This window comes from Methanocorpusculum labreanum Z (genome assembly GCF_000015765.1).
Taxonomy (GTDB): Archaea; Halobacteriota; Methanomicrobia; order Methanomicrobiales; family Methanocorpusculaceae; genus Methanocorpusculum; species Methanocorpusculum labreanum.
In genome coordinates, this window is record NC_008942.1 from 394,285 (window position 1) to 408,777 (window position 14,493).

At 49.9% G+C, this 14,493-nt stretch carries 8 protein-coding genes, 1 tRNA gene and 2 rRNA genes; 7 read left to right on the plus strand and 4 right to left on the minus strand.

Going from position 1 to position 14,493, the window contains the following annotated elements; genetic code table 11:
- Position 1: 1 nt before the first annotated feature.
- The 4 genes from hisS to MLAB_RS02200 are packed head-to-tail and all read left to right on the plus strand — an operon-like array spanning position 2 to position 5,201.
- Positions 2-1,234 carry a histidine--tRNA ligase gene (gene hisS / locus MLAB_RS02185; RefSeq protein ID WP_011832792.1) on the plus strand — a complete coding sequence of 411 codons (1,233 nt, stop codon included), beginning with the start codon at positions 2-4 and terminating at the stop codon, positions 1,232-1,234.
- Positions 1,218-3,020 carry a DNA topoisomerase VI subunit B gene (locus MLAB_RS02190; protein ID WP_011832793.1) on the plus strand — a complete coding sequence of 601 codons (1,803 nt, stop codon included), beginning with the start codon at positions 1,218-1,220 and terminating at the stop codon, positions 3,018-3,020. Before hisS ends, MLAB_RS02190 begins: the two co-directional genes overlap by 17 nt.
- Positions 3,013-4,110: a DNA topoisomerase IV subunit A gene (locus MLAB_RS02195; protein WP_011832794.1), complete on the plus strand. Its 1,098-nt coding sequence runs from the start codon at positions 3,013-3,015 to the stop codon at positions 4,108-4,110. Before MLAB_RS02190 ends, MLAB_RS02195 begins: the two co-directional genes overlap by 8 nt.
- A complete protein-coding gene (locus MLAB_RS02200; RefSeq protein WP_011832795.1) occupies positions 4,110-5,201 on the plus strand; it encodes an MFS transporter in 1,092 nt (363 codons plus the stop codon). Before MLAB_RS02195 ends, MLAB_RS02200 begins: the two co-directional genes overlap by 1 nt.
- Positions 5,202-5,207: 6 nt before the next feature.
- Here MLAB_RS02200 and MLAB_RS02205 read toward each other — a convergent pair whose 3' ends face one another.
- The 4 genes from MLAB_RS02205 to MLAB_RS02220 all read right to left on the minus strand — a co-directional run bounded on the left by MLAB_RS02205 (position 5,208) and on the right by MLAB_RS02220 (position 8,727).
- Positions 5,208-6,425 carry a hypothetical protein gene (locus tag MLAB_RS02205; protein ID WP_011832796.1) on the minus strand — a complete coding sequence of 406 codons (1,218 nt, stop codon included), beginning with the start codon at positions 6,423-6,425 and terminating at the stop codon, positions 5,208-5,210.
- A 35-nt stretch (positions 6,426-6,460) separates the two neighbouring features.
- Entirely contained in the window at positions 6,461-7,414 is a 954-nt protein-coding gene (locus MLAB_RS02210; RefSeq protein ID WP_011832797.1) for a methyltransferase domain-containing protein, read from the minus strand.
- Between the two features lie 88 nt (positions 7,415-7,502).
- Positions 7,503-8,405: a DUF2156 domain-containing protein gene (locus MLAB_RS02215; protein WP_011832798.1), complete on the minus strand. Its 903-nt coding sequence runs from the start codon at positions 8,403-8,405 to the stop codon at positions 7,503-7,505.
- Entirely contained in the window at positions 8,392-8,727 is a 336-nt protein-coding gene (locus tag MLAB_RS02220; RefSeq protein WP_011832799.1) for a GNAT family N-acetyltransferase, read from the minus strand. The genes MLAB_RS02215 and MLAB_RS02220 overlap by 14 nt, the downstream gene beginning before the upstream one ends.
- 618 nt (positions 8,728-9,345) lie before the next feature.
- On the opposite strand from MLAB_RS02220, the gene MLAB_RS02225 reads away from it, so the two are divergent.
- From MLAB_RS02225 to MLAB_RS02235, 3 genes are all read left to right on the plus strand, one after another.
- Positions 9,346-10,812 (plus strand): 16S ribosomal RNA (locus MLAB_RS02225).
- 152 nt (positions 10,813-10,964) lie between these two features.
- Positions 10,965-11,037, plus strand: a tRNA-Ala gene (locus MLAB_RS02230).
- Between the two features lie 345 nt (positions 11,038-11,382).
- A 23S ribosomal RNA gene (locus MLAB_RS02235) occupies positions 11,383-14,300 on the plus strand.
- The 16S and 23S rRNA genes sit together here with 1 tRNA gene alongside, the layout of an rRNA operon.
- Positions 14,301-14,493: the final 193 nt, after the last annotated feature.

Sequence of the window (14,493 nt, forward strand, 5' to 3'; positions counted from 1 at the left end):
TATGATACAAAAACCCCGCGGAACAAGAGATTTTCTTCCGGCTGAAATGGCACAACGCCGGTTTGTTGAACAAAAAATGCGTGCCGTCGCGGCAACGTTCGGCTACGGCGAAATCGTCACTCCGATGTTTGAGGAGCTGGAACTTTTCACGATAAAATCCGGTGAAGGAATCATCAACGAGATGTATGCCTTCGAAGACAAAGGCGGCAGAAAAATTACGCTTCGCCCGGAAATCACCGCCGCCGTTCTCCGTGCCTACGTCAACGAAGCGCAGATGGCGCCAAAACCCCTCCGCTGGTTCTACTTTGCGGAATGTTTCCGGTATGAACGCCCGCAAAAAGGGAGATACCGGCAATTCTGGCAGTTTGGCTCCGAACTTATCGGTGCAGACTCTGCAGCCGCAGATGCCGAAGTAATCTCTCTTGCTTACGAACTTTTACGATGTACCGGCGTCCGCTTTGTGATGAAAGTAGGCCACCTTGCCCCGATGAAGCATCTTCTATCAGGTCTTGACGCTCCATCACAGAAGCAGGTTATGGCTGCTCTCGATAAACGGGATATGGATCTGCTTGGAACAACGCTCGCTTCTCTTGATAGTTCAGATCTTTTTGAGCCGCTGAAGGGTCTCGTGACGGCAAAAACCCTCCCGGAAATTTTTGCAGTAACGGGAGATATTCCGGAAAAAGCAAGAATTGAGGAGACCTTCGGCTATCTCGAAGCACAAAATATCCCCTTCGAACAGAACTTTGGCATAGCCCGCGGACTTGACTATTATACGGGCATGGTCTTCGAAGGATTCGCCGACAATCTCGGTGCTGAAAATCAGATCCTCGGCGGCGGCGTCTATCGGCTCGCTCACCTGTTCGGCGGGAAGGACGTTCCTTCCTGCGGGTTTGGGATCGGATTTGACCGCGTTCTGGTCTCTCTTGGCGAGATTACGCCCCAGACAATACCGGTTGTGGCCGTCATCTGCACGCCGGAGACTCGAATCCCGGCATACAATGCGGCGTCGGCTCTCCGCAGTGCAGGGATAACTGCAGTCATGGATCTTCTTGATCGAGGATTTGGGGCGCAGCTGTCTTCGGCGCTGAAGTCCGGGGCATCGTTTGCGGTGGTGATCGGAGAAAAGGAGGCTGCCGCTGGAATGATCACGCTCAAAGATCTTGCCACTGCCGTCCAGACTGAGATGTCAATCGACAATGCCATCGAGGTAATCCATGGTTCTTGCCGATGAGCTTGCCAAGAAACAGCGAAGCATCAGTGTAGCGGAATTTTTCGAGAAAAATAAACAGATGCTTGGTTTTGATTCTCCAACAAGGGGAATCATCACCACCATAAAAGAAGCGATCGACAACTCGCTTGATGCCTGCGAAGAAGCACAGGTCCTTCCCGACATTCTTGTTTCGGTAAGAAGGGTTTCAAACGACGTGTTTCGCGTCGTCGTCGAAGATAACGGCCCGGGAATTGTCCCGGAAAAAATGCCGAGCGTTTTTGCCAAATTATTGTACGGTTCGCGGTTCCATCAGGTCAGACAGACCCGCGGTCAGCAGGGAATCGGTATTTCTGCTGCCGTATTGTATGCTCAGCTCACCACCGGAAAGCCGACTATTGTAACCTCCCGGACCGATGCGAAGAACAAGGCTCACACCATGTCTCTTGTTATCAAAACGGAGACAAACGAACCCGAAGTCCTTTCCCACGAAGAGGTTGACTGGATCCTTCCCCACGGGACCCGAGTCCAGCTCGAGTTCAAAAGCAATATCGCGGCCAGGAAAAAACTCATCGAGTATCTGAAATACACATCGATCGTCAATCCTCACGCAAAGTTCCGTGTCGAGATCGAAGACGAGGCATTTACATTTGAGCGTGTTTCTTCCGAGGTCCCGCCGTGTCCTGTGGCGATCAAGCCTCATCCGTACGGTATAGAACTCGGCGTCTTGAAACGAATGACGGCAGCTTCCGATCTGCCCCTTAAGGAGTTTCTCGTAGAAAGTTTCTCGAAAGTCGGCGAGAAAACCTCTCTTGAGATATGCAGTTCTGCAAGACTCGATCCTGTTGTAAAGGTCTCAACCCTTGATCTTGAATCGCTCAATCGTCTGCTCGATGCCATGCAGACGACCAAAATCCCTGCTCCGTCGGCGTCCCAATGTCTCTCTCCAATCACCGATGAGCTGATCGTGAAAGGCATGGAAAAGGAGTTCGAGCTGGACTTTATCAAGGCGCGGACCCGTCCCGGAAACGTGTACGGCGGTCACTCGTTCATCGTGGAGGCGGCAATAGGATACGGCGGCAAACTTCCACCCGAAGGAAATGCCATTCTCCTCCGGTTTGCAAACCGCGTTCCGCTTTTGTATCAGCAGGGGGCCTGCGCGATTACAAACGCCGTCCAGAATGTGAACTGGAAAGCCTACGGGGTTTCCCAGTCAGGACTGCCCACTGGTCCTATCCTCATTCTTGTCCATGTAGCGGCGACAAGCGTTCCTTTTACGGGCGAATCGAAAGATGCCATCGCAGCGATTCCCGAGATCGAGCGCGAGATCACGCTTGCTCTGCAGGAGCTCGGCCGCGATCTGAAGATGTTTCTCTCTCGCCGCGACAGGAACAAACTGCAGGATGACCGTGCCCGGGCGATATGTTCCGTGATCCCCTTGATCGCTGCAAAAGTTGGCGAGATCGTTGAACTTCCTGTACCCGATACGTCCCTCATCGAAGGAAGGATCATGCGGCGCGTGGTCCTCAAGAAAAGTACGGCCGGCGGAAAAATTATGATCCATATCGACAACTACACAACAAAACCCCAGGAGATCTCCCTTTATGATATATCGGGTGACCCTGCGGGTGATGCAACAATCCCTCCCTCATTTGTTTCCGAAATGGACGGCGAGTACACAAAAATATGGAAGTTTGCTCTTGCCTCGGGCGAAGCGTTCGAGGTGATCTATACCGGTCTTGGCGGCGGTATGATCGAGATGCAGGGTGTTGCGGAAAATCTCAAAGTGGTGGTGGATCTCGATGTCTGACCCAAGTGAAAGAGATACGGCAACAAAAAAACGCCTGATGGAAATTGCCAAAGTCTGGTATGATCAAATTGCGGGCGGCGACGTTCCTTCGATCACACTGCCTACGAGAACAAAGTACAACATCGAGTATGATGACGAGTCCGAGGTGTGGAAGTACGGCGATAAAGAGTCCGTCAGAAATGCAGGCACTGCGAAGTCCGCCACGCATATGCTCAAGATGGCTTATGTCATCTGGTTCATCAAAACCCAACTGCAGGAAAACCGCTCCTCGACGTTAAGAGAAATGTATTACATCTCTGAGGGCTGGAAACAGGCGAAGTTCGGAGCCCAGAACGAGAGCAATTATCTGATTGAGGATCTGGAGATCATCACTGCTCTCCAGAGGGAATTTTTCCATATGCGTCCGGAAGAGGACGGCGCCTCGATCTTCGGTCCGATCCGTGTCCGGGAAAATACCCGGCGCGGTATGAAAGAGATTCACTGTCAGGATGATGTGGGAGAAGCCGGATACAATATTCCGAATAATGTGGAGAATGTCGAGCTTGTCGATCACGACGCCTCCTGTGTTATCGCGATAGAAACCGGTGGTATGTTCTCCCGTCTGCAGGAAAACGGTTTTGATGAAGAGTACAATGCTGTTCTTCTTCACCTGAAGGGTCAGCCGGCCCGAGCAACGCGGCGCATGCTGAAACGCATGAACGAGGAGCTGGGAATCCCCGTCGTTGTTTTCACGGACGGAGATCCCTGGTCCTACCGCATTTATGCATCAGTCGCCTATGGTTCTATCAAGTCAGCCCACATGTCCGAACTTCTGGCAACGCCTTCTGCCCAGTTCATCGGGGTAAAACCATCCGATATCCAGCGGTACAATCTGCCTGCCGATAAACTTACAGAACAGGATGTTTCTGCGCTGAAGGCGGAACTCACCGATCCGAGATTTGCAACCGACTTCTGGAAAAAAGAGATCAATCTTCAGCTGGAGATGAATCTCAAGTCTGAACAGCAGGCATTTGCAAGCCGCGGTCTTGATTTCGTTACTAAGGAGTATCTTCCATCGATGCTCTCCGAGATAGGTGTTTTAAAGCGCTAATGAACATTTCCAGGATTTCCCTCTATCTGGGAGCTTTTGCGACCATGGCTCTCTCGAATGCCGTTGTCCCGGTTCTGGCACTGATTACGTCGGATGCCGCGGTTCAGGGAGCCATCTACTCTGCCTACTTTTTAGGCGCGTTTTTCATGGTATTTCCTGCCGGATGGATATCCGATAAAATCGGACGCGCTCCGCTCATCAAGATCGGTCTGGCGGGAACATTTGTTTCCGGGCTCCTTATCTGGTATTTTACAGACGATCCTCTTTTGACCGTCGGATTCAGATTCCTGGAGGGTTTGTTTACCGGCATGTTCGTATCATCGTCTCTCTCCTATGTCAATTCACAGATTGATCATACAAAACTCTCCGGTCTGTATCTTGCACTGATGAATGTGGGTATGGTCGCGGGTCTTGTTATCCCCGGCATCTTATCGGTTATCCATCCGTATGCCGGCGTGTTTGTGTTCAGCGTTCTGACCGGATTCGCATTTTTTGCAGGGATATTCTTCCGTGAAGGCTCCGGTTTTGTCTCTGTAAAGATACCGGTTCGCATGATCTTTTCGATCGCACTCTATCACAAGTGGCTCTGGGTTGCTCTGTTTATTTTCACAGGAGCGACCGGTGTCGTCACGAGTATGTATCCGGAGATGTCGGGGTCTTCTGCAGAAATTTCCGGAGTCGTGACTGCGCTGATGAGTGTGTCTACTGCTGTCTGTGTTTATGCTGTATCACGGTTATCTCTTCAGGATTCTCTGGGATTTCTCCGGCGTTCGGCATTCATCCTTGCCATCTCGGTTCCTCTGGTTTTCTTTACGCCGATCGGCATGATCCTTGTCGGTGCCGTTTTTGGCATAATCTCGGTCGCAGTTTTGAATTATATCGCGGGCACTCCTCATCCCCAGGGTATGATGAATGGTCTCTTAATAACGATGCAGTATGCCGGGATGGCGGTATTGCCGTTTATTACCGGTTTGATCGTTATTCCCCTGGGATATCTGGGTGTATTCATTATTGTTGGGGCGTGCGTGCTGCTCGGCGGACTCCTTGTCGTCCGCTGTCCGTGTTATGCTCCTGCAGTAAAAAATGGGTAATTGGGTTTACTTGTGTTTTCTTCTTGGGCGATACTGATGTTTGGGAACAATACCGTCTGGTAATTGGGCCGCGGGTTCGACAATCCTGTCTTTGAGAGGGGTATTGCAGTATTCCAAGACCGTAAGTGCCCGTTCCGCTCCGATTGCCGGTTTGGTGGCCTCGAGCCATAAATAGAATCCAACTCTTGACGGAGTGGGGCGTTCGTATTTGAATCCGCCCGTCTTTGAAGGAACCATCTTCAGATACGTGCGCTGCTTCTTTGGTTTGAGATAAATCACGGGAGACATTTCTGGAAAATCAACCGCGAGAATCACTCTTGTATAGTTTTCCAGAAGAGATTCGGCATCAAGAACCTCCGATTTGACACGAAGACCGTAATTTGCAACCAATGCTTTGATCGCCGAAGGATACAGACCTCCGCAGATTACTTTTTTTACGAGGGGGGAGACGGATGGGTCCGAGAAGTACTGATCCGGCGTCAGATTGTGATCCATCGCAAAAAACAGTTTGGTGAGTGCGTCGTCGTGGAGTTTTTTATAATCGAAGTCCCGTATTTTTAATGTCTCACTTGGGATGAGTACCGGGTTTTTTTCCGGTTGTTTTTGGATTGATGTTATTCTAAGACCTTTGAGACAGGATTTCATGACCTCGCATTCATGAGTCCCGATGTATACGTTATCAGGATCTGCGACGAGCCTTCTCACGACTTGTGTTCCGGAGATATCGACAGAAGAGAAAAGAATGAAGCCCACATGTTCCTGATTGAACATGTATCCGAACAGTTTTTTCTTATAAATGATCTCTGCTTCAAGATCTTTGAGATCAGCCGGGCTCGTCACAATCTCGCTGAAGACGACCTGCTTGTCTTTATTGAAGAGAAGAAGATCCACCTCTGCCAGATCCTGTCCGTTCCCTCTGACCCTGATGTCGCCTTTTTCCGCAGAGTATATTCCGTTGACGCCGAGTCTGATTTTTTCACGGTGTTTTGGGACGTCGGCTCCTTTTCTCACAATTTTTTTGATGGTGTCGGTTTTTTCCGCAATTCTGATGAGCTGTTCGTATATGAGATTCTCAAACCAGTATCCTTCGGCAGTCCGCATCAGCATGATGTCGTCCGAAAAAAGGTTTTTGCGTTCTGCCGGACGCATGTGACGCAAAGCTCTCACTGCGATTGCCCGGTCAGGCTTGTAGTGGCTGAACTGCTCACTAATCCACGAGAGCATTACAACTCTCCGCTTGTTTGTTTCATACTTTTATTTTATGCGAGGACGAGTATCCTTCGCGTGAGACTTTTATGCACCCTCTGTTCGTAGTAACCAACGATTTCAAAGAGATCTTTTGCCAGAGGTCTGATGTCTTTATGAGTCACGATGACTGCCCTGCCCCCTTGTTTCAGAACACGCCTGATTTCCTTAAGTGATTCCGTGTACAAGGTATCGATGCTTTCGGCTCCGATGGTAGTTGACTGACCGTACGGCAGGTCGGTTGCGATCGCGTCGAACGCTTCGTCTGGATAGGGCATCTTTGTTGCATCGGCCCGGATGCAGGCTCCGTTCGGCAGATTCTGTTTGCATCCGATAAGCATCTCGGGGTCGTAGTCGCTCCCGACCGCATCAATCCCCATCATTTCACATTCAAGGAGCATGCCTCCGGTTCCGCAGAACGGGTCGCACAATTTCTCTCCCGGCTCGACATGGGTCAGATTGACCATGGTTCGTGCCATAAGGGGCATCATGACGCCTGGATGGAAAAATGCTCTTCTCTGAGGGTTTCGGTAGGCGTAAGATCCGCGGTCTATGGTGTGCAGGACTTCTCCAAAGAAGCATCTGCCGTTGGTAAAGACGGCACGATATTCTACATCGGGAGTGTTCAGGTCAACAGTCCCGTGAATTTTTTGTCCCATCATGCGCTCGAGTTCCAGTTGGGATGCATTGACGGTGACAGGATGAATCTTTCTTACCCGACAGCAGAATCTGCCGGGGGCCGTGAGCGCGAGATGGTCAAGGAGCCTTTCAAGGTCTTCCTTTGATGCATCGCATTCTCCAAGGAGACGCATGACTACATGCGTCTGTGCGAGCCGTGTCGTTCTTTCCGGATCATTTACGTCAGCTATGGCAATGCCGTTTTCCGTGCGGGTCACATTACCCGCACAGGAGATCTCGGCAACTGCCAGAGGCTGGTTCTCTCCGGAGAGTTCAAACAACAGGTTCATCCGCTTTATACATGTGCCGTCTGGCTAATAATATCTGTGGGGTCCACCGGTATCTGTGCATTTTTTCAGATGGTTGTTGAAGCGGCTATCAAAGTATCTCTTTTCGTTTGATGTACCAGATCTTCGCACATTTTTCCGGATGATACCGAAGTTTTGCCTCGCGGAGTCCGGGGACATCCATGTCGGACTCGCGGTTTATCCAGCTGTATTTTCCCAAGAGTGCTTTAGCGGTCTCCTGATTGATGACTTTATAGATGCCCTTATACTGAGATATGCCTTTCTCAAAATGGATGACAGCAGTCTCGTTATTCATCTCCCCCCAAATGGCAACAGCCCCTATTTTGTTTTTGGGAAGGATGCGGATGATCAGCCCTTCACATCCGAGTTCATCCCATTGGTTCAATGCTGCGTGCGCTGCTCCCACTTCTTCATTGAGAACTGAGTTCACCTCGGTGTTTTTGGCGTCGCTCCATTTATCGAGCATCTCATGAATCTCGGGAATGCTTTCCGGGGTGATTGGATCCACGGTGTACTGATATTTGGTGTTGAATTGGTTGATCTGTTTACGGATGTTGAGGTATTTTTGTCCGGCAAGTTCTGCAAGTTCTTTTGTTCTGTAATAATAATCGCTGCAGCCGCGTGATTGATATACTGGTGTTTCGGGATGATACAGTTTCATGTATGGGAGATATTTGTCTTCATGGAAGGTAACGGCGCAGTCTCCTGTATGTTTTTTGGTGTACTGTAGAAGTTCTTCGAATAATGCCGGGTCAAATTCACCGATTGGTGCATGACATGTGCATTGTCCGCAGGTCATGTTGGAAAGGATCAGGTGATCATTTATCACGGCATATTCGCAATGAGAGTAATGCTCCCAGCAGAGGAGGGTGAGAAAGTTATGTTCCGAGTGGTACTGGGGAAATCGCCGGAAGTAGTCTTCGATAAGTGGTTTGTCGGCGAGCGTTATTTTTTTGAAATCAATTTTTTTCATTTTCAAAGAGCATCGGGGTGTAGTTTTTCATTTCAGAGAAGCCTGCTCTGAGGTAGATCGATTCTTTTTGGGGTGCGGAGATGAGTCCGATCCAGGTAAGGCCGTGCGCTGATCCCAGGCGTCGAAGCGTCGCAGCTATGCGCTCTCCAATCCCGCGTCCGCGATATTCGGGAAAGACGACCACGTCCTGAATGTATCCGTCTGCCGTTCCGTCAGCGATGATGCGTCCCATTCCAACTGCGCGATTCTGCGTGTCGTGGGCAATTATGAAGATGAAACTTCCCTCCAGTATCTGCGCGATGCGGTCTGTGCTCCATCCCATGTCCCACCACCCTCCGGTTCTATAAAGGTCGACGATTTCGGTTGTATTCCATGAACGGACTTCGCTAAGGGTTATTTCATTTTCTGGCACGGAGATATTGTCCTATGTTTTATTTTTCTTATTTTCTTCTGCGTGGTTCTAGATAATGATATTTCTGGTCTTGCTATCGACCTCATTCCGTTTAGTTTATATGCCTGATTGGCTAACATTATTACCTCACAAGTCAACTGATCTCTGAGCGACACAATCCGGGAATTTTTCCCGGACGCCGCCTCACTGTTTCGGTGGGTTTATAAGTGATTGGGGGTAACTATGTTACCTCGCAAGGCTCGCGAACTGGGCCTTGGGACGCAGGCACGTTGTTTGCCTGTGTTCCGGGCGTTCGGTTCGAAGACTATATAAGCATCTGATGCGAATATGGTAGAGCTGTTTAAGTGGAGGACAAAACGCGAATCATCCGGTTGATGCCGGAGTGATTGTTGGTCCTGACGTTGGAATTGTGGCGATGCGGACATTCATTGAAATGACCGCTGATTCCTTTCATACGGTTGTGTTTTTGTGATTATGTCGTAGAAACAACAACTGTGTGCCTATAAGAAAGAAAAGTAAAAAATAGTAATTCTGGTTGATCCTGCCAGAGGCCATTGCTATCAGGGTTTGACTAAGCCATGCGAGTCGAGAGGTGTAAGACCTCGGCATACTGCTCAGTAACACGTGGTTAACCTGCCCTAAGGTGGAGAATACTCCCGGGAAACTGGGGCTAATGCTCCATAGTGGATATGTCCTGGAATGGTATATCCTCGAAAGATCCGTCGCCTTAGGATGGGACTGCGTCCGATTAGGTTGTTGGCGGGGTAACGGCCCACCAAGCCTTTTATCGGTACGGGTTGTGGGAGCAAGATCCCGGAGATGGATTCTGAGACATGAATCCAGGCCCTACGGGGCGCAGCAGGCGCGCAAACTTTACAATGCGAGCAATCGTGATAAGGAAACCCTGAGTGCCTGTCGATGCAGGCTGTTCATATATCTAAATCATATGTGAAGAAAGGGCAGGGCAAGACCGGTGCCAGCCGCCGCGGTAATACCGGCTGCTCGAGTGATGGCCACTATTACTGGGTTTAAAGCGTCCGTAGCTTGACTGTTAGGTCTCTTGGGAAATCTTCGCGCTCAACGTGAAGGCGTCTAAGAGATACCGGCAGTCTTGGAACTGGGAGAGGTAAACCGTACTTCGGGGGTAGGAGTGAAATCTTGTAATCCTCGAGGGACGACCTATGGCGAAGGCAGTTTACCAGAACAGCTTCGACAGTGAGGGACGAAAGCTGGGGGAGCAAACGGGATTAGATACCCCGGTAGTCCCAGCCGTAAACAATGTGCGTTAGGTGTGTCGGTAACCACGTGTTACTGATGCGCCGAAGAGAAATCGTGAAACGCACCACCTGGGAAGTACGGTCGCAAGGCTGAAACTTAAAGGAATTGGCGGGGGAGCACCACAACAGGTGGAGCCTGCGGTTTAATTGGATTCAACGCCGGACATCTCACCGGATAAGACAGCTGAATGATTGTCAATCTGAAGGTTTTACATGACTAGCTGAGAGGAGGTGCATGGCCGTCGTCAGTTCGTACTGTGAAGCATCCTGTTAAGTCAGGCAACGAGCGAGACCCACGCCGACAATTGCCAGCAGCATCTCCGGATGGCTGGGGACATTGTCGGGACCGCCTCTGCTAAAGGGGAGGAAGGAATGGGCAACGGTAGGTCAGCATGCCCCGAATTATCCGGGCTACACGCGGGCTACAATGGACGGGACAATGGGTAACAACACCGAAAGGTGCAGTCAATCTCCGAACCCCGCCCTTAGTTAGGATTGCGGGTTGCAACTCACCCGCATGAATCTGGAATCTGTAGTAATCGCGTTTCACTATAGCGCGGTGAATACGTCCCTGCTCCTTGCACACACCGCCCGTCAAACCATCCTAGTGGGGTTTGGATGAGTCCCTGGTCTTTGCCGGGGTCGAATCTAGGTTCCGTGAGGAGGGTTAAGTCGTAACAAGGTAGCCGTAGGGGAATCTGCGGCTGGATCACCTCCTAAAGAATGATCCAAACACAACCTGTATGACAGAATTAGCATGGTCATTTCAATGAACCGTACAATCGCCACAATTCCAACACATCAATATCATACTCACGCTGTATGGTTTGTTAAACAGTATCTAACAAACGACTGAATATAATGTGTGAGGGGCGCGTAGCTCAGCTGGAAGAGCGCGGCGTTTGCAACGCCGAGGCCTGGGGTTCAAATCCCCACGCGTCCACTCCGTAACCGGCTGTGACAGAATTTCTGTCACCGGTTGCGGTTACCAATGCACCCGGAAACGCGAGTTACCGGGGAAGGGCCGAGAGTCATTGACTCTTTGAGGCTGTGTATAGGTTTTGCATTTGGACGTTAAATGGGTATCAGCGGAACCTTTCTTTACTGAAAGTATATTTGTCGGTATCGACACACTTTAAGAGAGACAAAGGGACCCTGGCAACAGCACATAAGCATGATGCTGCATATTCCATTTACCACAAATAATACATTGTTGTAACAAACAATCATCAAAAACAATCATCGACATACCCTTCGATGTTCCTAGCTTTGGAACATCGAAGAACAAAGAACCTGGTTCTTATGCCGGTTAGTGAATGGTTCGGTTTGAGAGCTGATGAAGGGCGTGCCAAGCAGCGAAATGCCCCGGGAAGACGCAAGGAGTCTGTGATCCGGGGATCCCCTAATAGGACCTCCCCACGATTTATCGTGAATCCGTAAGGATGGGGAACCCCCCGAAGTGAAACATCTCAGTAGGGGGAGGAAGAGAAATCAATTGAGATTACGTTAGTAGAGGCGATCGAACCCGTAATAGTCTAAACTGAATCCCGCAAGGGACATGTAGTGTATGGCCTTCGTTGTAGTATGTGTTTATCTAATGAAAGTAGCTTGGAATGGCTTACCTTAGAGGGTGACAGTCCCGTACGTGGTGGTAAACACAGCTTAGAAGTGTCCTGAGTAGCGCGGGTTGGAATTCCCACGTGAATATGGGGGTCACCTAACCTCCAAGACTAAATACTCCTCAAAACCGATAGCGAAATAGTAGCGTGAGCGAAAACTGAAAAGTATCCCTGAAAAGGAAATGAAAAGTGCCTGAAACTAACCGGTGATCGTGTGTTACGGCGTGCAAGGATCTTCCGATCGAAAGAACCCGTCGCGAGGCGGTAGTATGAGATTGGTTGCCGACGTCGTAACTTACGTTTTGAAGAACGGGCCAAAGAGTGTATTCCGCTGGCGAGGTTAACCGGAAGGGCAGCCGCAGCGAAAGCGACAAGCGCGTAGTTTACCTGGCGCGGCGTACTAATAGTGCGTGGAGTCAACGGGATACGACCTGAAACCTGGTGATCTATGCCTGAGCAGGTTGAAGCGTGCCGAAAGGTGCGTGGAGGACCGCATGCGGTATTGATATGCAAATCATTCGCGTGACTTGGGTATAGGAGTGAAAGATTCATCGAACCGGGTGTCAGCTGGTTCCTCTCGAAACATGTCTAAGCATGACCTCGACCGAGAATGATAGTGAGGTAGAGCACCTATTGGAAATCCCGGGGAAGAAATTCCTCGCTTTCCTGTAAAACTCCAAACTCCCTATCTTTGTAGACGTCGGGCAGTCCGGGCTACGGGGTAAGCTTGTAGTCCGTAAGGGAGACAACCCAGACCATGGTTAATGCCCCCCAATGTAGGCTAAGTGTCAACACTGAATGAAGTCCTAGGTCAAAGACAACTGGAAGGTGAGCTCAGAAGCAGCTATCCTTTAAAAAGTGCGTAACAGCTTACCAGTCAAGATTTAGGGCGCAGAAAATGGACGGGGCTCAAGCCTACTGCAGATACCATGGCGCACGTTTTTGAACGTGATCGAGTAGAGAGGCGTCCTGTATGGGCTGAAGCAGGGGTGTAAGTTCCTGTGGACCGTATAGGAATGAGAATTTTGGCAGTAGTAGAAGCAAAGAATGGTGAGAATCCATTCCGCCGAAGGGGCTAGGTTTCCTCGGCAATGTTCGTCAGCCGAGGGTTAGTCGGTCCTAAGCTGCATCATAAGTTGCATGCAGCAAAAGGGAAACAGGTTAATATTCCTGTACCGTGCGTTAATATACTGACGCATCGGGTTATGCATAGCGGGACCGTCGTCCCGTCCAATCGTATAAACTCTTGGAGTACCGTAATGGTGAGAATTGAGTGAAAGCGTGATGGCGTAAGTGTGTAAACACCTGGTGCCCGTGAAAAGGTAACGCAATGTCCGTACCGAGAACCGACACAGGTGCCCCTAGTTGAAAAGACTCAGGCGTGTCGGAATTATTTGTGGTAAGGGAACTCGGCAAAATGGCTCCGTACCTTCGGAACAAGGAGTGCCTGCCTAGTGATTAGGCAGGTCGCAGTGACCAGGGAGCTCTAACTGTCTAACAACAACATAGCAGACTGCAACTCCGTAAGGACTAGTATAGTCTGTGAATCCTGCCCAGTGCGGGTATCTGAACACTGATTACAATCGGACGAAGGACCCGTAAACGGCGGGGGTAACTATGACCCTCTTAAGGTAGCGTAGTACCTTGTCGCTTAATTGGCGACTTGCATGAATGGATTAATAAGGGCTCTACTGTCCCTACCGCAAATCCGTTGAACCTTTTATCCTTGTGCAGAGGCAAGGGACTCCCATCGGGAAGTGAAGACCCCATGGAGCTTTACTGCAGCCTGTCGTTGACTTACGGTATTACATGCGCAGCGTAGATAGTAGGTGTTAATGCTCATATTCCGGTATGAGTGGAGCCACAGTTGAGACACTATCCTTGTTCTGCTGTAATTCTCACTCATCTTTCATGATGAGGACATCGGTAGGTAGGCAGTTTGGGTGGGGCGCCACACCCTCGAAAAAATATCAAGGGTGCCCTATGGTCAACTCATGTGAGTCAGCAACTCACAGGAGAGTGTCAAGAGCATAAGTTGGCTTGACGTGATTTCGCATAGCAAGAAATCACGAGTGGAAACACGGGTCTAACGAACCAATACGCCTTTTTGGTGAGGGCTATTGACTACAGAAAAGCTACCCTGGGGATAACAGAGTCGTCGCCGGCAAGAGCACATATCGACCCGGCGGCTTGCTACCTCGATGTCGGTTCTTTCCATCCTGGCTGTGCAGCAGCAGCCAAGGGTGAGGTTGTTCGCCTATTAAAGGGGATCGTGAGCTGGGTTCAGACCGTCGTGAGACAGGTCGGTTACTATCTGATGGGAGTGTTCGAAATCTGAGAGCAAGAATGAAATAGTACGAGAGGAACTTTCATTCGTCACCTCTGGTGTATCGGTTGTCTGATAAGGCAGTGCCGAGCAGCTACGTGGCACGAGATAAAAACTGAAAGCATCTAAGTTTGAAACTTCGCTTGAAAAGAGATTTCGTTATAGAGCACCGGTAAAAGACCGGGTTAATAGGCTTGGGATGTACGCACGAAGGTAACGACGTGTTTAGTCCGCAAGTACTAACGCTCAAATCCAGATTCTTAATGAACTGGTATGCCTCGATGATTACACAATGGATGATTGGTTACTTCAATGGAATGCAGTGGTAGATGGACGTCGGCATCATGAAACAATGTGCCTTTGTTCTTTTAGAGAGCCTGTCTACTACCGGCATATATTGCAGTATCCGCTGTGCCCAGACGTTATCCGAATGCAAAACCTAAAAGTATATCCT

Bases quoted from the DNA above. Each gene is read 5' to 3' on its own strand.
- MLAB_RS02205 (WP_011832796.1), bottom strand. From the start codon at position 6,425: ATGCTCTCGTGGATTAGTGAGCAGTTCAGCCACTACAAGCCTGACCGG.
- MLAB_RS02210 (WP_011832797.1), bottom strand. From the start codon at position 7,414: ATGAACCTGTTGTTTGAACTCTCCGGAGAGAACCAGCCTCTGGCAGTT.
- MLAB_RS02215 (WP_011832798.1), bottom strand. From the start codon at position 8,405: ATGAAAAAAATTGATTTCAAAAAAATAACGCTCGCCGACAAACCACTT.
- MLAB_RS02220 (WP_011832799.1), bottom strand. From the start codon at position 8,727: ATGGGATGGAGCACAGACCGCATCGCGCAGATACTGGAGGGAAGTTTC.
- MLAB_RS02195 (WP_011832794.1), top strand. From the start codon at position 3,013: ATGTCTGACCCAAGTGAAAGAGATACGGCAACAAAAAAACGCCTGATG.
- MLAB_RS02190 (WP_011832793.1), top strand. From the start codon at position 1,218: ATGGTTCTTGCCGATGAGCTTGCCAAGAAACAGCGAAGCATCAGTGTA.
- MLAB_RS02200 (WP_011832795.1), top strand. From the start codon at position 4,110: ATGAACATTTCCAGGATTTCCCTCTATCTGGGAGCTTTTGCGACCATG.
- hisS (WP_011832792.1), top strand. From the start codon at position 2: ATGATACAAAAACCCCGCGGAACAAGAGATTTTCTTCCGGCTGAAATG.